Raw genomic sequence first — 20,831 nt, 5'->3', positions numbered from 1 at the left:
CCGACGCCGGCGGCCAGCAACCCGCTGCTATTCAGCCCGAACTTATTGCCCCGGGGCCGTGTCTACCCAGGCACCGGCAGCAGCGCCGGCGGAGTTGGCCGGCTGCTCACATTTAACGATATTGCCAATCGGGCTGCGCGTTGCAGGGCCCGTTTTCCCGCTCTTTTCCTCCTTCACCTACTTGCTTATGACTCTTCTTCAAGTAGCTCTGCTCAGCACTGGTAGTGCCGTGCTGAGTGCCTGGACGCCACCCCCGATGGCTCCGGCTCCGGCCACTACCTCCCAGGTTCACGTCGTCGTTACCGACCTGCCTTCGACCAAGGCTACGCTGAAGCTGTATTTCTACAACGTGCGGGAGAATTTTCTGAAGCGCGGCAGCTATACCCTGCTCAAATACGTGAAGCCCGCCGGCAACAAGCAGATTACCCTGCCCGTGGATTTGCCCAACGGTGAATGGGCCGTGGCCCTGACCCAGGACCTAAATGGTAACGACCTGGTAGACAAGAATTTCCTGGGCATTCCGACCGAACCCTACGCCTTTTCCAACAACGTGTGGCCCAAGCTCGCCGCCCCGGCTTTCGATGAGTGTAAATTCCTGGTGAATGGCACCGCCAAAGTGGTGACCATTTCTATGAAGAAGTAGCGCGACTTACTCCCGGTACATAGCCCGGCCTAGCAGAAGCAATTCTGGTGGGCCGGGTTTTTTATGTCCGAAAGAGTCCTTTTCCCAGTCGCTACACCGTTTATTTTATATCAATATTTTATTATTTATTATAAATAAATATTGTCAATACTAGATTAATTGTTCAACTTAGAAGGCTTGCCTCATACTGGCAGCCACCCCGCTCTTCTCTACTGCTACACCCTATTGCTACCCCAATTCCCGATTCTATGACCTAAATCCTGCACACACCATGCTATCCTCTTCAGGGGCCGTGTTGATTATTGCCCCGCCCACCCTGTATCGTCAGGGCTTACTGTTTAGCCTCCAGCAGGCCTGGCCGAGTCTTGATGTTAGTCTGACCGCCGATGCCTGCCAGGCTCCGTGTCTGCTGCGCCGCCAGGCCTACCAGCTCGTGGTAGTGGATGGGCTGCTGCCCGACCCGCCCCTGCCCCAGTTGCTGGAACTGCTGCTATTAGCCCGCTCCAACCAACAACTACTCCTGCTTACCGGGCCGCGGGTGGCGCCGGAGCTGCGCCAGTGGCTGCAAACCGTGCCCCGCTTAGTAGCGCTGCTGCCCCGTCATTCGGCCCCGGAAGCAGTACTCATCACCATCGGGCAGCTGCTGGAGGTCGAAACCAGCAGCGGCCAGGCCCCAGACCCGGTCCGTAGCAGCCGCTACAGCAGGCCACCCACGCCCTTCAGCCGCCGCGAGCTGGAAGTGCTGCGCCTGGTGGTAGCCGACTGCTGCAACCAGGAAATAGCCGCCCAGCTAAGCTTGAGCGTGCGCACCGTGGAAAGCCACCGCCGGGCCCTGCTGCAGAAAGCTGGGGCCCGCACTCTGATTGGGCTGGTAGTACAGGCCGTGCGCGACGGATGGGTAGCCGCCTGAAGACGACACACGACGCGGCCCGCAGCTTTCAGACTTGAGTATAAGAAGGGCAGCAGCAGGCTGGCACAGCGCCGCAGTTCGGGGCCGGGGGCTATATTCGCACGGGGCGCAGGGTATGCGCCGCTTTATTTCGCGCATTTTTTCGGCTATTTCCATGTCTCTATTCTCTTTCCGCTCCGGCTTGTTGCTGGCTTTGCCATTGGCTGCCACTTTCGCACTACCCGCCGCCTACAGCCAGCAGGCTCCGACTATTATTGCCGGCAAGGCCCAACCCAAGCTAGTTTCCAAGCAGTTTAAATTCACGGAAGGTCCGGCAGTGGATAAGGCCGGCAACGTATTCTTCACCGACCAGCCCAACAACCGCATCTGGAAGTATGGCACCGATGGTAAGCTCACGGTTTTTCTGGAGAAGGCCGGACGCTCCAACGGCTTGTACTTCGATAAAAAAGGCAGCCTGCTGGCCTGCGCCGACGAAAACAACCAACTCTGGTCTATCGGGCCCGACGGCAAGAAAACGGTGCTGCTCGACAATGTACAGGGCCACCGCCTCAACGGCCCCAACGACCTATGGGTGAACCCCAAAACTGAGGGCATTTACTTCACCGACCCCTACTACCAGCGCGAGTACTGGACGCGCACCACGCCCGACCCCGCCATTGGCGGGCAAAAAGTATATTTCCTGGCTAAGGGGCAGAAAGAGCCCGTGGCAGTGGATTCCCAGCTACAGCAACCCAACGGCATCATCGGCACCCCCGACGGCCGGCAGCTCTATGTGGCCGACATTCAGGCCAATAAAACCTACCGCTACCAGATTGGGGCCGACGGTAAGCTCACTGACCGGCAGCTATTCGTGGAGCAAGGCTCCGACGGCATGACCATCGACAGCCAGGGCAACGTGTATCTCACGGGCAAGGGCGTGACGGTGTACAACCCGGCCGGCAAGCAAATCGAGCACATCGACATTCAGGCCGAGTGGACGGCCAACGTGTGCTTCGGCGGGAAGGACCGCAAAACCCTGTTCATTACGGCCTCGGAAGCCATTTTCACGCTACCCATGCAGGTGAAGGGTGTGCAGTAAGCCGCCGTCGTCTCAATCGGTATTGCCTTCGAAAGCCCCAGGCTGCCACTGGCTGGGTCAGCAGCGGGCCGGTTATTCTGTTTAGAGCAGCACGCTCTAGTACTTAATCTTACCCGTCGAGGTGGTCTTTTTGATGCGGCCGTCGCGCTTGAAGCGGGTGCCGGGCAGCGTTTGCAGGGCCACGGGCGGCGGCTGACAGGCTTTGAGCACCAGTTTCTGGGTGGAGTAGCCCGCCGCGCTGATCTGCAGGTGCACGGCTTGCGGTATCGGCTTTTTGGTGGTGATGATGTACTGGCCCTCAGAGTTGGTGCTGAAAGCATCCTGAATACCCTGCACCACCACCGTGGCGCCGGTCAGGGGCTGCTGGTTTTCGTCCGTGACTACGCCCGTGAGCGTTTGGCACTCCAGTACCGGTGGGGCGGGCTCAGGGGCAGTGGTAGCAGTGCCAGCGGGCTGCTGAGCCAAGGCCTGGCCCGAAAGCAGGCACAATCCAAGACCGGCCAAAATAGTAAATGTGCAACGCATGGGCTGAGGGGAAAGAACGCGCCGAAACAGAGATTCGGCGCACAAAAAGCTAGTGTATTTCTTCTGAAAGTCAATAGCCCCAGGCTGATAGAAGCTACCCGGCGGCCCTTGGCCCGGCAACACGCCCCGAAACCACTTTGGTTCGTCTGGCCCCGCAAAGTTACATCAGCCGCTCCCGGCGCTTCCTACTAGCTACGCCCGCCCGACATACCAACGCCCCAACTGCTAGTGGCAGCCGGGGCGTTGGTATGTCGGGCGGGCTCATAACAGACAATTCGGAATAAGTCAACTGACGGGCCCGAACTGCCGGGCACTACCGCACCGGCTTGGTGCTGCTGCCGCCGCTGGCATGAGAGCTAACCAGCTTCGCGCTGCCCTTGTAGCGCACGCCGCTGCCGCCCGAGGCACTCGATTTCAACTCCCCATCTACCGATAGCTCGGCATCGCTGCCACCGCTGGCGCTTACCTCGGCCGTAGTGCTTTGCAGATTGAAGGCGCGGTAGTCGCTACCGCCGCTGACCGATACTTTCTGGCGCTCGGCACGACCGGCCACCGTGATGTCGCTGCCGCCCGAGGCGTCGCTGGTCAGGGTTTTGGCCGTGAGCGTGAGCTGGATGTCGCCGCCGCCGCTGGCCGACAGGCGCATATTATCGGCGGTGAAGGCTGTTTCGCCGCGGGCATCCGAGCCGCCGCTCACCGAGAGGGCCGTCAGGCTGGGGCAGGTGATATACACGCTGACTTTGCCCGTGCTTTTACCCGGCAGCATCTTTTTCCAGGAGTAGTTGGGTTCCCAGCCCACCACGAGCGTGCCGTTTTTCACGGTGGTCAGGATGTGAGACTGGGCCTCGCTGCTGGCATCCACTACCACGGCGGCCGTGGGGCCCTGGGTCAGAAATACGTCGATGCCGCCGCCGGTATGCACGGCCTCGAAGCCGGCCACGGGGCGGGGTTGCTTTACCTGCGCCTGGACGACGCTGGTGCTGAACAGGGCGGCTCCGCAGAGCAAGGTGAGAATGGCTTTTTTCATGGGTCTGGAGCTTTAGAGTTGGCGTTCTGAGTGGGTAGATGCGCAGGGAGTATGAGGCGTTGCCTACAGCAGAGAAAGAGTTTTTGCCAGCTAAAAAACCCAATAAACTTCAGTGATGGCACTGAAAAAAGCCCGCGAAAGAAAAGGCAATTTAACCTACCCCCAAACGCAACTCACTAGTACGCTGAGCCCTCCAAAGCGCCCCAAAGCGCGAAGCCTTCTTGGCAACTTTAGCTGCCGCCGCCCTACTCATCCTTTATTCTCAACCACTACCATCATGGCTAAAAGTCCCAAAAAGAGCTCCGGTACTGCCGAAGATATTCAGTGTTGGTCTACTGACCCCCGCGACGCGTTGCCTATACGGCGCGCTGTTTCGCCTGCGTTACCCGGGGCGACTCTGGGCATTCATATCACTGGGCTCAAACCTAATCCACAACTGTATTCGCTCGGCACTATCGAATTTCGGTACTGGACGGCAGCCGAGGCCCTGCGCCGGGCGGCCGACTACTGGAATGCGGCCGGTTGCAAACAATGGCAGAGCCAGGTGGGCAAGCTACTGCAGGTAAACTTGGACGCCGGTAATGACCTGAATGCCTATTATTCCCGCGAAGACAAAGGGCTGTCGTTCTTTCACGCTACCATTACAGATGCCAGTAATAATGGCCGGGCCATGACGGTGTATTCAGGCGAAAGCCCAGATGTTATTTCCCACGAGCTAGGTCATGCTATTCTGGATGCCATCAAGCCCGAGTTGTGGGATATTCTTACGGGGGAGGTAGCAGCTTTTCACGAGTTTTTCGGCGACGGCAGCTCTATTCTAACCGCCTTACAGCTTCCCTACGTGCGTGATACGGTCGTTGCCGAAACCCAGGGCCAGCTATGGCGCAATTCATCCATAGCCAGAATGGCCGAGGAACTGGGCTATGCCATTCGACAGGTAAACCCCAAATATGCCGACCTGGACTGCCTGCGCAACGCCTCTACGCTGTGGCTCTATCGCAGTCCGACAGAATTGAGCCCTGATGGTCCAAACTCAATTCTGACCAGTCAGCCACATAACTTTTCCAGAGTATTTACCGGGGCCTTCCTGGCGGCGCTGGGTCGCATGGCCCTGGCCATTGCCGACGACCAGCGTGTAAACGCGGATCATGTATTGCAGGCCAGCCTTGATATGGGGCCATTGCTATTAAAAGCCGTCATCAACGCTCCGTTGCGCACAGACTTCTATCGGTCCGTAGCAGAGCAGATGATTATTGCGGCCAGCCAGCATCTTACGCATGGCGAGGCTTATGTGAAAGCTATTACGGCAGCTATGATCCGACAGGGTATCTTATCGACTCCGGACCCGGTTTTGCGCGCCAAACATACTAGCTTCGCCAGCGCCGTAGCCTTTGCCGCGGTAGCCACCGACCCCAATGGCGTTGCCGATGCTACCGCTACGCAACCCGCCCAATTGACCATTCCTGGGGATGCGCTGGGCCTGACCACGCCGCTGCTGGTGGAAGGGCCGGCCGTGGAGGAACAGGAGAAGCGGCGGCCCGTTGGTATTTCGCCTATGACTATCATGCCCTCCAGTCGGGAGCAGGCCATCCAAAGCTATGTGGAGAGCCTGGCCCGGCGTGGCCGTATTGCCGTCGATGCGTCCGTCGATGCCCCCGATTCCTTTCTGCATCAGGTTGAGATTCCCCATCACGCTACACACGTGCTGGAAACGACAGCGGCCGGGAATCGGCTGCGGCGGATCCGCGTCGATTGCGGCGGCGGCTTTGGGTGGTAGCCACCCCTCATTCAGGGTGAACCTTACCCACTTCAGCGCTGTATAATAGACTATGGCTAAGGACCCTACCAAAAAGAAAGTACTGAAGATGAAAAAGACGGCATCTGCTTTGGGCACTGCTACTAAGCATCCCCGAAAGGCTCCTGCCAAAGCCACGCGGGCTTTTCTGGAGGGGGCGAGACTACGCGGTGAGGTGAGTTCTGACGCGGAAGAATCATTGCCCGCCGGCACCTTGTTCACTGAGTCAGCGGCGGGTGAAGTTACCCGTCGACGCTTTTCTCTATTCCCTTCTCTGGGTAACGGCCCCTCTGACACCGAACAGCAGTAGTCTTGCGCTAACGCCCGACTTTGGGTACCGCGCTGCCCCTAGTACACAGCGGATGTAGCGGTTCCTTTGCGTTGTGGCCACTCTCCTTCTGCTTGCCCGCGAAACAGCAGCTACTCTACCGCTTTAGGGTTGGCTAATGACTATACGTGCCTGCTAAATCAAACAGCCCGCTCCGGAATTATCCGGGGCGGGCTGTTTTACTCTGCTACTAGTGCGGCAACGCCTACAATGTGGCGCGGTGGGCCGTCACGGCGACTTTAAACACGTTTACCTCCGCGACGCGGGTGGCCGTTTCGCCCTGCTCCAGCTCGCGGGCCAGCTGATCGACCGGGCCCTTGGCCTCCATGCGGCTATTGAGCTCGTCGCGGCGGTCGGTTTTGCGCCGCAGCTCATTTACGGTTTTGATGCGCTCATCGCCGGCGTCCAGGGTAACCAGGTGGGAGGTCAGGAACTCGATGCGCTTGTTGAGGCCCTTGAACTCGGCTATCAGTTTGACCACTTAGTGTGTAAAGAGCCGTGTATCTGGGCTGACTCAACTAGTTTTGTGTCTGCTTTGCGATGTATGAACCTGTATTTCAGAGTAGCCGTGCTCATAGCTAGGGCAGGTATGGCGCTAACCCTCAGCGATGAACAGGTAGAATACATAGAAGTAGGTATTTTCAACAATGCATAGACTAGTGAACTTTGAAGTTTCATAGACTTCTTACAAGCTAGCACTTTGATTATCATCTCTACTCCTCTCCAAGGCACGCTGGGTCGGATTAGCCATTGGATACTTTTGCTATTGGTCTTAATGCCAGCAGTAACCCAGGCCCAGTGTGACCTCACCATCACCGTTAGCCCCGTTGGCTCCGTTTCCCTTTGCCCCGGCGGCACCCAGACCTTAACTGCTACTACGGCGCGCCCCGCCCCGAAAACGTCCACGGTGCAGGTGCCCAGCAGCAGGGCGACGCTACCCAAACCCCCACCGGGCCCCCATAATACCTCCGGCCGCCACGGCGGCAACCACGGCAACGATGGCGGCGAGCTGGTGCGCGACGCCCGGGCAGCAGCCATCGCGGCGACGCGCCCAATGACGAATCTGAAAATACGGGCGGCGACAACCAGGGCAAGCACTACACCCAGCACACCATCAAGGACCGCACTGCTTATAACAACGGCGGCTAAACGCTCAGCACCGCCAACGACGGCAAGATTGACAACGCCAACAACAGCTAGCCCGGCTGCCAACGCAAGCACCGGCCGCTTCTCAGTGCAGGCGGCGCGTTTTTCCCTGGAGTAGGCTCACGGCCGGGGCCTACTTGGCAGGCCGGGGCTTTATGGGCCTACTCGCCGCCTTTTTGACCGTAGCTTTTGCCGCTGGTTTCGTTTTGGCCTTAGTCGGCAGCGGCTCGGCCGGGGGCTCGGCTGCTGGTAAGGGTGCCGGCGGCGCTGGAGCAGCCCCGGCGGGAGAAACAGTGGCTGCCACTCGCCTTTTCGGCTTCGTCGGGGCTTTTTCCGCTGGCTCGGGGCGCGGGCTAACCGGTGGGTCAGGCGGCAGCTTCGCCGGGGCGCTTGGGGGCTTAAATACGTCCCGCAATTCCTGGTATACGCTGAGCATGACCCGCTCGCGCTGGGTTTTACTCATGCCCGACAGGGGCTGGCTCGGATTATTTACGGCCTGAAGGATACTGAGCGGGGAATCCTGGAAGGCGCAGGGCCGCACAATAATGGAGAGCAGAATGGCCCCCTCCTGCTCGGCCGCTACCAGCAAAGGCGGCAACTCTTCAGCATGAATGAAGTCGGAAGCCAGAAAATCGGCGCTGACTAGGAAGATGGCCACCTTGGCCTGGGCCAACTGCCGGCGAATCCGTTCCTGCCACCGCTCACCCTTGCGGATGTCCCGGTCGCTCCAGATTTGCACGTGCTGGTCGCGCATGAGGGGATGCAGATGAATAGCCAGCATTTCACGCCAATGACTATCGGCGTGGCTGTAACTGATGAAGACACTGGTACGGGTGGTTTCCATAGCGAGAAAAAGCAGAGCAAGGTTTTACCCAAGCTAATTAGCAAAAACTAATCAAATTAGCTAATATTTCTCTCTACGGGCTCCATTCTGCAGCATCTCACCCCACAACTTCAGGATACCGTCACCACTACCTGCTACCGTCGAGGGTGGGCACGGTGGCCGGTATTCTGGTCGTAGCCGGCGGCGGGGCGGGAGAAGAAGGCAAACCAGACGATAATCAGCACGACGGTGGTGGCGGCCAGCACGGCCAGCGTGGCGCCGCTACGCAGCAGGGTGTAGGAACTCAGCACCGACACGCCCCAGATGCGCAATACGCCGAGGGTAGCCAGGACCAGGCAAAGCAGCAGGATAGCCGCGCCAAGTAGCTTTTTCATGGGGAGCGGGGGTTAGAGCTGGTCGAGCCAGGTTTTTTTCTTTGCGTCGAATTCCTCCTGGGTGATGATGCCTTCGGTGAGCAGCAGCTTGAGCTTCTGGAGCTGCTGCACCGGGTCAGCGGAGGCGGGGGCGCTGGTGGCTTCTGCCTGCTGGGTGGCGAAGACCCGGCCCAGCTCGGCCCCGGCCCCCAGCTGCAGACCGGCGCCTGCTAGGCCGCTTTCGTTGCGGGCGGCGTCGCGCAGGGCCTTCAGCTTTTCCAGCTCCGCGAAGCTGAGCCCCCCGGCAGCGGCGGCCTGGGCATCGGCCGTTACGTCGGAAATACGGCCGATGCGCTGCTGGGTGGCCTTGTCGAACACGGTGCCGTTGATGCGGAAGTCAGTCAGCTCACAGCCGAGGCGGGCAAAGTCAGGCTCCAGCAGTTCCTGCACCGTGGCTGAGAGCGGACCGAGGTGGGCATCAATCTGGGAGTAGGAAAACTGCGCCCCGGCCAGTGCCGTGGCCAGCACCGCCGGAATGCGGCTTTGCAGCATTGCCCGGGCCTGGGGCACGGTGTAGAGGTCGTGCTGACCGGCAATTTCGGCGAAGAACCGTACGCCGTCGTTCAGGCGGAAGGAGAAATTACCGTTGGCCCCCAGCTCTACCGGCAGCTGGTACACAGGGTCGAGGTACTTGATGGGCATGGCTGTGCCCCAGCCCTGATTCACGTTTTCGGCCTGGCGAAAGAAGTACACTTTCACCTTATGCTCGCTCTCGAAGGCGGTGCGCAGCTTGGTGAGGGTGGTGAAGAATGGCGTATTCTCGGTGTCGAGGGTATAGATGCCGGCCGTGGTCAGTACGTCGGCTACGCGGCCCTCGTACACGAGCAGAGCCCCCTGGCTCGGCCCCACGATAAGCTTGCTGGCGTTCTTGAGCTCGTCGTGCTCCGAGGGAAACTTGGCCAGCAGTACGTCGGGCTGCGGGTTGGCCCACTCGATGACGGAGGCCAACTGGTTGCGGAAAAAGCGAAAGGCCATGGCTAAGGAAGTTCAGGGTGTTGGGTTAGTTGCCCGCTCAGGCTGAGAGTATAGGTCTGGCTGCCGTCTTGCAGGGCAAAGCCTGCCGGGTAGCGAATGGCCCGGTCGGGGCTGTCGGACGTGTCCAAGGGCCGCGTGAAGACGATGGCCGCCGTGCGCGCGTTCAGGCATTGCAGCGACACGGGCACCGTGGGCGAGGCGGTGGGTTTAAAGGAAAGCAGCACGTAGTCGGCATCGGCGTAGAGCAGGCGGGGCTCGAAATACAGCCGGCCGGGCGTGAAGTCGGCGTACGACAGCACCCGGGCTTGTTCGAGCTCGTAGGGCCGCACCAGCACTTTTCGGTGCGGGTCGGCGTCGGTGAACACGCCCGAGCCGCCGTAGTCGTCGTTCCACTCGAAGAGCGGCAGGTCTTTGGCCCCGCCCACGTTGTGGCGGTACTGGTACTTGATGAGCTGAATCTTATCCTCGGGGTAGGTGGTGCTTTTGCGGCTGAAAATGAAGGCCGTGCGGGTGGGGCTGCGCGGCAATAGGGTTTTGAACCCGTGCTTGGCGTCGTAGAAGCCATCCTGGGTATACGCCTTATGGATCAGCGGAAAGAACAGCAGGTTACGCCCGTCGTTGGTAAAGAGGTTGAAATAGTCGCCGTAGTCATCGTCGCCAGCCTCCACGGTGGCAATGCCGCTGGCCAGCTCCGGCTGCCCCTGAAACAACGCCTTCGTTACCTCTTTGATGGCATAAGACGCCTTATCCACGCGGTACACGGCCGTTTTATTGACGATTAAGTACAGTTCGCCACTGCCACTGGCAAACTGCTTGAAGTCGTAATTGGGCGAGGAAGTGCCGGGCGCAATGGGCAGAGCCACGCTTTTCAGCGCCGTGCCGGTAGTGGCGTCCACAAACCGGGCGTAGCTACTATCGGCCGAGGTGGCGCGCTGGTAGTGGCGGCTGCCTACCTGCAGGAGCACCGGCTTTTGGGTGGGCGACAGGTAGAGCAATGCCCGCTGGCTGCTGAAGGTGAACTTGTCCGGCTCTTCCTCCGCTTCGGCCGCCGCTACTACCGTCGGCGGCACCACGAATACCGGCTGGGGCGGCGCGGCCTGGTGAAACAGCAGCCACCACACCAGTCCCAGCAGCCCGAGGGCAACGCCCGCCAGCAGGGCCCGGCGGGCCGGCGGCATTACCGGGGCCAGGGGCGGCGAGAAGTGGCGGAAGGTATGATTGACGTTGATGTCGTCGTTGTCGAGAAAGTATTCCGTGCCGCAACTCTCGCACCGAAACACGTCGAGGCGCACCGGCGCTTTCTGGGTACTCCCGCACTTCGGGCACTCAATTGCTTTTATTGCTTTGGCCATAAAGGATAGTTGAACGTGGCGCAGACCGGGCATGAGCCGGCGCCGCAACGGCTGTACGCAAGCTCCGGCTCAACAGATAGGCAAACCTACATATTCGTTGGCTGAACGCACGCTCTAACCGCAATTACCGCTTCCCGCCGTTTTGCCCTTACTTTCGGGGCCTATGAAAGCCCTTGTTGTTACACTGCTAGCCAGCTTGGCGGTCTGCCCGGCGGTGGCCCAAACCCGCGCCGTGCCCAAGGTCGCAACCCAGGGCCGGGCGCTGAGGGCCTTCATCCCGGCCGGCTACGACACGCTGCCCGGCGGCCGGGCCCTCGGCGACCTGAACCACGACGGCCGCCCCGACGTGGCCTTGGTGCTGCGGCCCCAGGCCGAAACCCAAGATGGCTACGACGGCGAAACAATGCCGGGGCGGATACTACTGGTACTGTTCGGCGCCGCGCCGGGCTATACACTGGCCGAGCGGGCAGGCCGGGTAATGATTACCAAAGATGGCGGCGGCCAGTACGGCGACCCTTTCGCGGGCCTCACCATTAGCAAAGGCGTGCTGACCGTGCATCACTACGGCGGCAGCAGCTGGCGCTGGAGCGTGGTCAGCAAGTTTCGCTACCAGCAGGGCCACTTTTACCTGATTGGGGAAACTACCATTCTGAGTCGGACCAGCGGCGACTGTGAGAGCGTCGACGGCTCGCCGGGCGGAGAGCTGCACGATACCAACTTCCTCACCGGCGAGTACGAAATCCGCAAGATTTCGGAAGCCTGCCGGGTGCTGCTCCACCGCAAGGGCCGCCATCCGCCCGTGGCTCTGCGCCGCCTGGCCGACTACACGCCTGCTCCTTAACCTAAGGCCAATGCCGGGCTGCAAGTAGCGTTTTTGCCCGTGAGCAGCTACCTTCCGTCCCCAAGCTCATCTTCTCAAATACCTTCTGCTTCCATGCACGAAACCACCCTGCACGAAACAATCCTGCTGGTCCTGGGCCTGCTATTTGCCATGCTGCTGCTCGTGATGCTGGGCCAGAAGCTACGCATCTCCTACCCCATCTTTCTGGTGCTGGCCGGCTTGGCGCTCAGCTTCGTGCCGGGCCTTCCGCTGGTCGTTATCAGCCCCGAGCTGATATTCCTGATTTTCCTGCCGCCCCTGCTCTACCAAGCGGCCTGGGACACTTCCTGGAAGGATTTCTGGCGCTGGAAGCGGCCCATTGCCCTGCTGGCCTTCGGGTTGGTGTTCTTCACCTCCACCATCGTGGCCTACGTGAGTCGGGCCATGATTCCGGGCTTCACGCTGCCGCTGGGGTTCTTGCTGGGCGGCATCATCTCCCCACCCGATGCGGTAGCGGCTACTTCGGTGCTCAAGGGTATCAAAGTACCGCGCCGCGTGACGAGCATTCTGGAGGGCGAGAGTCTGATCAACGACGCCAGCAGCCTGATTGTGTTCCGGTTTGCGCTGGCGGCGGTGGTGTCGGGGGCCTTTTCCTGGCACGAGGCAGCTACTACATTTCTGCTGGCCAGCGGCATGGGCCTAGTTGTGGGGCTGGCTGTGGGCTACGGCTTCTATCTGATTCATAAATACCTACCTACCACGCCCAGCATCAACACGGTGCTCACCTTCATTGCGCCCTACGTGATGTACCTGCTGGCCGAAGAATTCCACTTTTCGGGGGTATTGGCCGTGGTCAGCGGCGGGCTGATGCTGTCCTACCACTCCCACCGGGTGTTTGATGCCGATACCCGCCTGCAAACCAACAGCGTGTGGGCCAGCGTGGGCTTTGCCCTGAACGGGCTGGTATTTATTCTCATTGGCCTGGAGCTGCCGGTGGCCGTGCAGGGCCTCGGCAACTATTCGCTGCGCCAGGCCATTACCTACGGCCTCATCGTCAGTGCCATCGTCATCATCATCCGAATGGTGTGGATGTTTCCGGCCGCCTTTGTGCCGCGCTGGCTGTTTCGCAGCATCCGCACCCGCGAAACCAGCCCCGGCTGGCAGGGGCCGGTCATTATCGGCTGGGCCGGCATGCGCGGGGTGGTGTCGTTGGCCTCGGCGCTGTCGGTGCCGCTGCTGCTGAGCAACGGGCAGGCCTTTCCGCAGCGCAACCTGATTCTGTTCATCACCTTCGTGGTTATTCTGGTTACGCTTGTTTTTCAGGGCCTTACGCTGCCGGCCATCATCCGCTTCACCGGCGTGGCCGATACGGAGGAGCGGATGCCTACCGACGAGCAGGAGGCCGGTATCCGGCTGCGGCTGCGCCACGTGGCCCTGGCCCACCTAGCCCGCGAATACGCGGCCGACATCCAGGAGAATGAGATGGTGAGTGCCCTACAGCACCGGATGCAGGCCGAAGCCCAGCGCACCGGCAACCTGCTCGAAGCCCTCGACTACGACGAAACCAAGCGCCAGGCGCTGCAGCGCTACCACCAGGTGCTGCTCGACGTGCTGCAGGTGCAACGCGAGGAGCTGTTTGTACTGCGGGCCGAGGATGTGTTTGAGGAGGAGATGCTGCGCCACCAGGAGGCCCAGCTCGACCTGGATGAGGCCAAGATCAGCCACATGCCGCATTAAAAGCTACCCTGGGAGCTTCGAAAGCAACCAAAAGAGGTAATATTCAGTGGTGGCACGGTAGCGGCAAGAGAATTAAGCTGGCACATTAGCTTTTCGAAAGCCCTTACTGCCAGCAAAGCATGCCAACCATGCGTGAGGGGAGCTGAGGGAGCTTAAGCCTGCTTATTCGCCCTTAATTTCCTCGCACTCATGGCTACGACTTCTATGCCCTCGGGTAGTATTATCTTGGTCTGGAACAACATCTACCTCGATGTAGTCCGGCACATCGGGGGAGCGCCGGGCCCGCTGGCGCACATTGGCGGGCGTATGCATCTGGCAATGTATGAGGCCATAAACCAGCTTACCGGCAATACCTATCCCAATGCGCTGGCCCCCGTACCCGTTACCGGCTCTCCCGATCCAACTAGCAGCGCGGCGTATGCGGCCTGTTTCACGCTAACAGACGCTGTAGCACAATACATCGAGCAAGCCAAAAGGATGCAGGGCGGTGCGCTCAACCCCTTTGATCCTTTTCAGGTGCTGGCGGGCGCCCAAACGCATGCTCAGGCTCTAATCAACTCCGGGCCCACACCAGTTGATACAGCGTCGGAAAAGTACGGGCGCGCTATTGCCGATGCAGTAATAGCTAAGTTTCCTGCTGATGCGGGCCTCGGCCCAGTTGTAACTCCCCGGCTCGATCCGGAAAAAGAAGGTGAGTGGCGCGACACTGGCTCGGGCCCCGCTTTGACTCCGCAGTGGGGCATGATACCGCTGTTGCTGTTAAACTCGCGGCAACACCCTATTAAGAGCTATTTACCCAAAACGATACCTAGTAGCTTACTCAACTATAAAGACTTATTGGCATCAACTTTATATGCCGACCAGGTAAATGAAGTAAAGAACAAAGGCGCAGCCCACCACTCCACACGGAAGGAGGAGGAAACTGAAATAGCTTTTTTTTGGGCCAATGATCTGAACGGTACATCCAAGCCGCCGGGCCAGCTCTACACCATCACTCAAGACGTTGCCAAGCAGCAGGGCATTCTTCAGGGAGTCAACGGCCTACTGGAAACGGCTCGGCTTTTTGCCATGGTGGGTACTGCCATGGTGAATGCATCTGTTGTAGCGTGGTATGCCAAATACTTCCATCCCGATACGAAAGGCCCCCTGCGGCTATGGCGCCCCGAAACTGCCATCCAAAGAGCAACCGACGATGGCAACCCCGGCACTGCCGCAGACCCAGCCTGGCAGCCACTGTCGGCCATGATCAACGGCACCCGGTTTTCACCCAATTTTCCAGCCTACGTATCCGGCCATGCCTGCTTCGGGGCTGCTCATGCGGCTGCCATGCAGGCCTTTTTCGGCACTGATACGATTCCCTTTACCGCTACGACGGAAGATCCGCATGCGCTGCGTGATGAGAATGGAATTCGGCGCACCCGCTCATTTCTCTCTTTTAAGAAAGCGGCCCTCGAAAACGGGCGTAGCCGGGTATACCTGGGCGTGCACTACCAATTTGATGCCGTTGGCGGCTATGAGATAGGCACAGCTGTTGGCCAGGATACGGCCGCTTTTTTCCAACCCCAGCCACCTACTAACCGGGCTTTTCTAACAAGGGCCAGCGGCGGCATCCAGTCGGTGTTCCTGGATAATCCCGGTTCAGACGTTGCATTCGACTTGACCGTCAGTACCAAATGTGTTTGGAGCTTCACCCTGTCTTCTACCCCGTCTCCCATTCAGGAAAAGCAGGATTCTCTCAACTCCGCCTCGCGCCGCACCGGCCCGGTGGGCAAGCCCGAAGACCTGATTGGCAAAAACCACTCCTGGTCGCTACACTTAATCAATGAGGATACCCAAAACCCACTTGACTACACGGTAGAGTTTTACCTTCTGCAGGATGGCAAAAGCGTGTACGAGTATAAGCAAACAGGAAAAATAGACACGACAACACCGGATGCCATCTTAGGAGAAACCTTGTCGTACCGTAGTTAACGCCTGATTTTATGCGCCAGCTCTTAACAGTGCCCTCGTTGTTTTTGCTGCTCCTGGTCTACGGTACAACCATCGAAGTAAGCGTGGCCCAAACGGAAGGCCAGGATGCGGAAGCTCTCAATGCGCTCTACGGCGACTTTGCGGCCCCAGACCTAACGGCTCCAACACTCCTGGGTGTTAATTCCAACCAAGTTTCGAAGCCCGCCAACGTTAAAGCCTTTGCCGCCAACCTCATCGGGGCGGTTGCCAACTTCCCGGAAAAGGGGAAAGGACTAGGAATAGAAATTGCGCCCGCTCAGTTTTTTCAGCGGTCGGCTTGGAGAGAAGATGCGGCAAACAAACGTACTCTGAACGAGTCGCTGAAATCGTATGCCCATTGGGGAAATCAGCTCGGACGCAATTTTACCATCTCAGGAGCCCAAATCAGTACCGATTCGACGGCAAAAGTGGCACTGGGTGGGGCCGTAGTACTACTTGACCGTACCGACCCACTCCTGGATGCGGACTATATTCAGGAAGTGTCGAAAGCATTTTCCAGCCAGCCAGCCCTGAGATTCATCGATTTGTATAACACGCATAACAGCGAGGTAGCAACTCGGCGCAATCAAGTATATGCCGATCAGCAGATTTACAACAATGCGTGGCCACAAGCGCAACGCAAAGCGGCACGGCCGTTGTTGCTCGCAGTTGAAGGCTTGCTGAATACGGCTGGCTTACTACCTGATAGCCCAAACAGCCTAGCGGAACCCCAGGCATTCGGCGCTTCCCAAGATACGGCCATAAAAGCCTTGGAAACCTCCTTGAAAGCTGAAGCACGCCTTACTGAAGATCAGCGCACAGCCTTGCTAGACGAAGCAAAGCAGAATAGCAAGGCTGTAAAAGCGCGGTATCAACAGTATTATGAAACCCGGCAACAACTCACGGCTTCCACCAGTGCAATTATCAAGGCAGCACGGGAAAACTTCGATAAGAAGCTTTGGAACGCTACCATCATTCAAGCCGGTGGCGGCTGGACTTGGCAAAGCCCGGATAACAAGTTCAGCACGCTCAAAAATCAGTCGGCTGGCGGATTCCTGCGCGCGGCCTTACGGCCAGCAAGAGCAGACTGGGATAAGGCGGCTGGGGTAGCCAACTTTATGTACTGGCACACGCAGCTCGTACTCAATGTCCAGTATCACGAGTATCATAGCTCGGCACTGCAACTGCCAGCCGAAAACAAGACGGCCGCCGACTCCTTGGATAACCGTTTATGGTACGGAGCACGTTTGCTGGTGGGAGGAGCTTACTTCCGATTATCAATCGAAGGCTCCATTCAAAAGCTTTCTTATAACCAATTGGCAACCAGCGCCGCGGAGAAAGCCAAGAAGTCGCTGTCAGGTACCATTCAGAGTGCTACTATTGGTGCAGAGGTTCGGCTGGTAGATAAAGTATGGCTTGAGTTTGCCATTGGCGGCGCGAAGCCGAAAGGCCGCGACAGTCAGTTACTGGCACTCACCAGTCTCAAATATGCCTTACGGAACAGCCAGCGTTTCAAAACCAACTAACTGGGCTCTACACCACGGCAACCGGGTTTTTACCAGGCTACAAACCACCGGCTAGAGCGCAAATATCCAAAATACGTCTGCCGCTCACTCCGCACAGAGATATTGGCCGGAACACATTATACCTTCTTTCGTCATGCCGGACTCACTGGAAATACAGCGGCTTCGGGAAGAGCTCACGCGGGCTCAGCTCGAAAAGGAAATAGCTACCGAAAGATCAGCGGCCGCCGACTCGGAGAAAAAGGCACGCGCCGCTTTTGCCGAGGCATATAAGGGACCAGCCATCACAGCCCCAACGGGAGCCGCTACCCCAGGTGACGTTCCTTTTATGGAAACCCAAGTGCTGGCTAACGCCACGTTACGCGCCACGCTCAACCAGTTTATTCAGCGCCTCCAGGCAAAGGTCAGTAATGATATAAGTAAAGGCAACCAGGCGGCTAAGCCGCTCGGCAGTCCTGTTAAGCTGGTGCTGATAAATCCCGCCAATTTGCCGGCTTTAGAGCTTTACGCATCCGCTACCACGCAACTGGCCCTGTTGAAGACGGATTACACTCAGGCTGTTGCGGCGGCTCAGGCACTGCTGAATCCTGGCCAGCCCGCACGAGCAATGGCCGCCACAGCCAGCCTTATGGCACCAGCAGTGCTCGGTGGCGCGGCGGCGGGTATGGTGCGCACGGCCGCCGATTTGGTGTCTTTGTTTCTTACCACAACCACTTTTAAAAACACGGTCTTCCCCGAGAATGAAATGCTGCTGGTGGCAACATTTACGCACCTTCTACACACCGCTGAGCCACAATGGCGGGTAATTGCACCAGCCGCATTTCCACCCGGCCTACTAACCGACACGAAGGATTCAGCCTTTTTTATTATGCTGGATGCTATAGCCGCAACTCATAAAACGGGGCAGGCTATACTGCCAATTTTGCAGAACAAGCTACTCTCTTTGCCTATTCCAACCGCGCCCGATTCGCCCGAACAGCTGCAACTAGACCACTACAACAGTCTTATTGCTAAACTCACAGCTCTGCAACAAGCCTACAGCCAACTCCAGACGCTCTTGGTATCGGCAGCAGCACCTACTCAATCCATTCTGCAGGCCGAGCGACTCGCGGCAGAATACCAGGGCACCAATACGTACCTGCTAAAACTACAGGCCAACTCCAAGGGCAGTACCCGTGGAACGCACAGCCTGTGGCGTAATGATCAGCTGAATTTCAGCGCCGGAACCGAGCTGAGCTACCTCGTATTTGGGCAGGCGGGAGAAATTATTCTTGCGGGCAGTTTGTGCAGCTATACGGACTATCTCAGCACCGAAGATATTGCAAAAAATAACTGGAGCCCTAAGCTAGCTCACGGCAAATAGCTTACTCGGACAAGCAATGCTAGCTATGTCAACGAATACCTGACATAGCATAGCCTCCCCCCTAACACATTGTACCCCAGAACTATTCCAGAGCAGGAACTACACCGCAGTAAGATTACCTATTGCCGTTTGTACAAAATAGATTGAGCCCTGGGCCGGAAAATTAATTTCCGGCCCAGGGCTCAATCTGTACTCATCATTTCAAGAGCTGATTATGGCCTAATTCTGCTGGTATTTTCTTGCTTGTACCATGCAGAGTAAAGCTGTATTCCCTACCCCAGCTTCTTATACCGCACGCGCTTGGGCTCAACATCACCCAGTCGCTTTTTCTTGGCCTCCTCGTAGTCAGAGAAGTTGCCCTCGAACCACACCACTTCCGAGTCGCCCTCGAAGGCCAGGATGTGGGTGGCCAGCCGGTCCAGAAACCACCGGTCGTGGCTGATGATTACGGCGCAGCCGGCGAAGTTCTCCAGCGCATCTTCCAGCGCCCGGATGGCATTCACGTCCAGGTCGTTGGTGGGCTCATCGAGCAGGAGCAGGTTAGCACCCTGCTTGAGCGTGGTGGCCAGGTGCACCCGGTTCCGCTCGCCGCCCGAGAGGCTGCCGACTTTCTTTTCCTGGTCGCCGCCCCGGAAGTTGAAGTTGCTCACGTAGGCGCGGGCATTCACCGGCCGCCCGGCCAGCAGCATGGTTTCGGTGCCGCCCGAAATGGTTTCGAACACCGACTTGTTGGGCTCCAGCGTGTCGTGCTGCTGGTCTACGTAGGCATACTGCACCGTGGGGCCCACTTCGAAGCTGCCCGCGTCGGGCTGCAGCTGCTCGGTGATGAGGCGGAACAGCGTGGACTTGCCCGCGCCGTTGGGCCCGATGATGCCCACGATACCACCTTGGGGCAGCGCAAACGACAAATCGTGGAACAGCAGCTTGTCACCGAAGGCCTTGGTGATGCCGTGGGCCTCAATCACCTGGGAGCCCAGGCGCGGGCCGTCGGGGATGAACAGCTCCAAGCGCTGCTCTTTCTCCTTGGCTTCTTCGCTCACCAGCTTGTCGTAACCGGCCACGCGGGCCTTGCTCTTGGCCTGCCGGGCTTTGGGCGACATGCGCACCCATTCCAGCTCGCGGGCCAGGGTTTTCTGCCGCTTGCTCTCGGTTTTCTCTTCCTGGGCCAGGCGGTTCGATTTCTGCTCCAGCCACGACGAATAGTTGCCCTTCCACGGAATACCCTCGCCGCGGTCCAGCTCCAGAATCCAGCCGGCCACGTTGTCGAGGAAGTACCGGTCGTGGGTTACGGCAATGACGGTGCCTTTGTACTGCTTCAGGTGCTGCTCCAGCCACAGCACGCTTTCAGCGTCGAGGTGGTTGGTGGGCTCATCGAGCAGCAGCACATCGGGCTCCTGCAGCAAGAGGCGGCACAGCGCCACCCGGCGCTTTTCGCCGCCCGAGAGGTTGCCGATGATGGCGTCGGCGTCGGGGGTGCGCAGCGCGTCCATGGCGCGCTCCAGCTTGCTATCCAGGTTCCAGGCGTCGAGCTGGTCGAGACGCTCCTGCACGGTGCCCTGCCGCTCCAGCAGCTTGTCGAAGTCGGGGTCTTCACCACCGAAGGCTTCGTTGATTTCCTCGAATTCCTTGAGCAGCGCTACCGTTTCGGCGGTGCCTTCCTGCACTACTTCCAGCACCGTTTTGGTGGGGTCGAGCTGGGGCTCCTGCTCCAGGTAGCCCACCGTGTAGCCCGGCGACCATACCACGTCGCCCTGAATCTGCTTATCGACGCCGGCAATGATTTTGAGCAGGCTCGATTTGCCCGAGCCGTTGAGGCCGAGCACCCCGATTTTGGCCCCGTAGAAAAACGAGAGGTAAATATTTTTGAGAACTTGTTTTTGCGGCGGGTACACTTTGGTCACGCCGGCCATCGAAAAGATAATCGTCTGGTCGCTCATGGAAGGGTGGTTGGAAGTAAAGAGCCTGGGGCTTGAAAAGAAAAGGAAAGAAATACTGCCGGTTCACAACCAGCGCTACCCTATTACAGACCAAATTCTGGCCTCTTTGGGGTGGTTTAGCCCTGGATTCGGGGCCGGCGTGGTGTTTAACCTGACCGCGAGAATAGGTAAACAGTTGGCGGTTTGCTAATACTCGATATTTTGCGGGCTCATTGAGGAGTTTAACCTGCTGGGTTTGCCGCAACTGCACCCCTGATTTGCTGGCCACTGCTTGGCCGCCTGCCATAACCGTGCAGGCAGTCAGTGCGTAGCCTACCTTGCGGAGGCCAACTTCGGATTCGGCTGCCTCTCGGCAGCCCGGCCGGAGCTGGTTCACCAAAGGTAGGTAGCCCGGCGTAAGATTCCGCAGAATGCCTGGCAACGGCT

17 protein-coding genes are annotated in these 20,831 nt (G+C 58.7%); 9 read left to right on the top strand and 8 right to left on the bottom strand.

The annotated features are described in order from the left end of the window. Positions 1–187 precede the first annotated feature (187 nt). The 3 genes from LGH74_RS14720 (at position 188) to LGH74_RS14710 (ending at position 2,631) form a co-directional block, all read left to right on the top strand. Positions 188–643 (top strand): DUF2141 domain-containing protein, encoded by a 456-nt coding sequence (locus LGH74_RS14720; protein WP_226176819.1) that lies wholly within the window; start codon positions 188–190, stop codon positions 641–643. 271 nt (positions 644–914) lie between these two features. Then, complete coding sequence (locus LGH74_RS14715) at positions 915–1,553, top strand: LuxR C-terminal-related transcriptional regulator (protein WP_226176818.1); 639 nt, start codon at positions 915–917, stop codon at positions 1,551–1,553. A 154-nt stretch (positions 1,554–1,707) separates the two neighbouring features. Continuing rightward, complete coding sequence (locus LGH74_RS14710; RefSeq protein WP_226176817.1) at positions 1,708–2,631, top strand: SMP-30/gluconolactonase/LRE family protein; 924 nt, start codon at positions 1,708–1,710, stop codon at positions 2,629–2,631. A gap of 96 nt (positions 2,632–2,727) precedes the next feature. Here the strand turns inward: LGH74_RS14710 and LGH74_RS14705 are convergent, their stop codons facing one another. Then, on the bottom strand, positions 2,728–3,156 hold the full coding sequence (locus LGH74_RS14705; RefSeq protein ID WP_226176816.1) for a carboxypeptidase-like regulatory domain-containing protein: 429 nt from the start codon (positions 3,154–3,156) through the stop codon (positions 2,728–2,730). A 313-nt stretch (positions 3,157–3,469) separates the two neighbouring features. After that, a complete protein-coding gene (locus LGH74_RS14700; protein ID WP_226176815.1) occupies positions 3,470–4,183 on the bottom strand; it encodes a head GIN domain-containing protein in 714 nt (237 codons plus the stop codon). Between the two features lie 277 nt (positions 4,184–4,460). On the opposite strand from LGH74_RS14700, the gene LGH74_RS14695 reads away from it, so the two are divergent. Then, positions 4,461–5,960 (top strand): gluzincin family metallopeptidase, encoded by a 1,500-nt coding sequence (locus LGH74_RS14695; protein WP_226176814.1) that lies wholly within the window; start codon positions 4,461–4,463, stop codon positions 5,958–5,960. 551 nt (positions 5,961–6,511) lie between these two features. On the opposite strand, the gene LGH74_RS14690 is transcribed toward LGH74_RS14695, so the two are convergent. The 5 genes from LGH74_RS14690 to LGH74_RS14670 all read right to left on the bottom strand — a co-directional run bounded on the left by LGH74_RS14690 (position 6,512) and on the right by LGH74_RS14670 (position 11,036). After that, positions 6,512–6,787 carry a hypothetical protein gene (locus tag LGH74_RS14690; RefSeq protein ID WP_226176813.1) on the bottom strand — a complete coding sequence of 92 codons (276 nt, stop codon included), beginning with the start codon at positions 6,785–6,787 and terminating at the stop codon, positions 6,512–6,514. 798 nt (positions 6,788–7,585) lie between these two features. Beyond that, positions 7,586–8,296, bottom strand: a complete 711-nt coding sequence (locus LGH74_RS14685) for a toll/interleukin-1 receptor domain-containing protein (protein ID WP_226176812.1) — start codon at positions 8,294–8,296, stop codon at positions 7,586–7,588. A 134-nt stretch (positions 8,297–8,430) separates the two neighbouring features. Beyond that, entirely contained in the window at positions 8,431–8,670 is a 240-nt protein-coding gene (locus LGH74_RS14680; protein ID WP_226176811.1) for a hypothetical protein, read from the bottom strand. Between the two features lie 12 nt (positions 8,671–8,682). Then, entirely contained in the window at positions 8,683–9,684 is a 1,002-nt protein-coding gene (locus LGH74_RS14675; protein ID WP_226176809.1) for an SPFH domain-containing protein, read from the bottom strand. A gap of 2 nt (positions 9,685–9,686) precedes the next feature. Beyond that, positions 9,687–11,036 carry a transposase gene (locus LGH74_RS14670; protein WP_226176808.1) on the bottom strand — a complete coding sequence of 450 codons (1,350 nt, stop codon included), beginning with the start codon at positions 11,034–11,036 and terminating at the stop codon, positions 9,687–9,689. A 163-nt stretch (positions 11,037–11,199) separates the two neighbouring features. On the opposite strand from LGH74_RS14670, the gene LGH74_RS14665 reads away from it, so the two are divergent. From LGH74_RS14665 to LGH74_RS14645, 5 genes are all read left to right on the top strand, one after another. Beyond that, complete coding sequence (locus tag LGH74_RS14665; protein ID WP_226176807.1) at positions 11,200–11,877, top strand: hypothetical protein; 678 nt, start codon at positions 11,200–11,202, stop codon at positions 11,875–11,877. A 93-nt stretch (positions 11,878–11,970) separates the two neighbouring features. Further along, positions 11,971–13,593 carry a Na+/H+ antiporter gene (locus LGH74_RS14660; RefSeq protein ID WP_226176806.1) on the top strand — a complete coding sequence of 541 codons (1,623 nt, stop codon included), beginning with the start codon at positions 11,971–11,973 and terminating at the stop codon, positions 13,591–13,593. A gap of 189 nt (positions 13,594–13,782) precedes the next feature. After that, complete coding sequence (locus tag LGH74_RS14655) at positions 13,783–15,564, top strand: vanadium-dependent haloperoxidase (RefSeq protein ID WP_226176805.1); 1,782 nt, start codon at positions 13,783–13,785, stop codon at positions 15,562–15,564. An 11-nt stretch (positions 15,565–15,575) separates the two neighbouring features. Further along, positions 15,576–17,108 (top strand): hypothetical protein, encoded by a 1,533-nt coding sequence (locus LGH74_RS14650; RefSeq protein WP_226176804.1) that lies wholly within the window; start codon positions 15,576–15,578, stop codon positions 17,106–17,108. A 133-nt stretch (positions 17,109–17,241) separates the two neighbouring features. Continuing rightward, positions 17,242–18,468, top strand: coding sequence for a hypothetical protein (locus LGH74_RS14645; protein WP_226176803.1), 1,227 nt, complete (start codon positions 17,242–17,244; stop codon positions 18,466–18,468). Between the two features lie 272 nt (positions 18,469–18,740). Here LGH74_RS14645 and ettA read toward each other — a convergent pair whose 3' ends face one another. Beyond that, positions 18,741–20,405: an energy-dependent translational throttle protein EttA gene (ettA, locus tag LGH74_RS14640; RefSeq protein ID WP_226176802.1), complete on the bottom strand. Its 1,665-nt coding sequence runs from the start codon at positions 20,403–20,405 to the stop codon at positions 18,741–18,743. Between the last annotated feature and the right edge of the window lie 426 nt (positions 20,406–20,831).

This window comes from Hymenobacter lucidus (assembly GCF_020447265.1).
Classification (GTDB): domain Bacteria; phylum Bacteroidota; class Bacteroidia; order Cytophagales; family Hymenobacteraceae; genus Hymenobacter; species Hymenobacter lucidus.
The sequence above is the reverse complement of the archived record's forward strand: the minus strand, read 5'-3'. Positions and strand labels throughout refer to the sequence as shown.

Excerpts from the sequence above, each read along its gene's own strand:
- LGH74_RS14650 (WP_226176804.1), top strand. The coding sequence starts at position 15,576 with ATGCGCCAGCTCTTAACAGTGCCCTCGTTGTTTTTGCTGCTCCTGGTC.
- LGH74_RS14645 (WP_226176803.1), top strand. The coding sequence starts at position 17,242 with ATGCCGGACTCACTGGAAATACAGCGGCTTCGGGAAGAGCTCACGCGG.
- LGH74_RS14685 (WP_226176812.1), bottom strand. The coding sequence starts at position 8,296 with ATGGAAACCACCCGTACCAGTGTCTTCATCAGTTACAGCCACGCCGAT.
- LGH74_RS14720 (WP_226176819.1), top strand. The coding sequence starts at position 188 with ATGACTCTTCTTCAAGTAGCTCTGCTCAGCACTGGTAGTGCCGTGCTG.
- LGH74_RS14675 (WP_226176809.1), bottom strand. The coding sequence starts at position 9,684 with ATGGCCTTTCGCTTTTTCCGCAACCAGTTGGCCTCCGTCATCGAGTGG.
- ettA (WP_226176802.1), bottom strand. The coding sequence starts at position 20,405 with ATGAGCGACCAGACGATTATCTTTTCGATGGCCGGCGTGACCAAAGTG.
- LGH74_RS14695 (WP_226176814.1), top strand. The coding sequence starts at position 4,461 with ATGGCTAAAAGTCCCAAAAAGAGCTCCGGTACTGCCGAAGATATTCAG.
- LGH74_RS14670 (WP_226176808.1), bottom strand. The coding sequence starts at position 11,036 with ATGGCCAAAGCAATAAAAGCAATTGAGTGCCCGAAGTGCGGGAGTACC.
- LGH74_RS14705 (WP_226176816.1), bottom strand. The coding sequence starts at position 3,156 with ATGCGTTGCACATTTACTATTTTGGCCGGTCTTGGATTGTGCCTGCTT.
- LGH74_RS14710 (WP_226176817.1), top strand. The coding sequence starts at position 1,708 with ATGTCTCTATTCTCTTTCCGCTCCGGCTTGTTGCTGGCTTTGCCATTG.
- LGH74_RS14655 (WP_226176805.1), top strand. The coding sequence starts at position 13,783 with ATGGCTACGACTTCTATGCCCTCGGGTAGTATTATCTTGGTCTGGAAC.
- LGH74_RS14700 (WP_226176815.1), bottom strand. The coding sequence starts at position 4,183 with ATGAAAAAAGCCATTCTCACCTTGCTCTGCGGAGCCGCCCTGTTCAGC.
- LGH74_RS14660 (WP_226176806.1), top strand. The coding sequence starts at position 11,971 with ATGCACGAAACCACCCTGCACGAAACAATCCTGCTGGTCCTGGGCCTG.
- LGH74_RS14665 (WP_226176807.1), top strand. The coding sequence starts at position 11,200 with ATGAAAGCCCTTGTTGTTACACTGCTAGCCAGCTTGGCGGTCTGCCCG.
- LGH74_RS14680 (WP_226176811.1), bottom strand. The coding sequence starts at position 8,670 with ATGAAAAAGCTACTTGGCGCGGCTATCCTGCTGCTTTGCCTGGTCCTG.
- LGH74_RS14715 (WP_226176818.1), top strand. The coding sequence starts at position 915 with ATGCTATCCTCTTCAGGGGCCGTGTTGATTATTGCCCCGCCCACCCTG.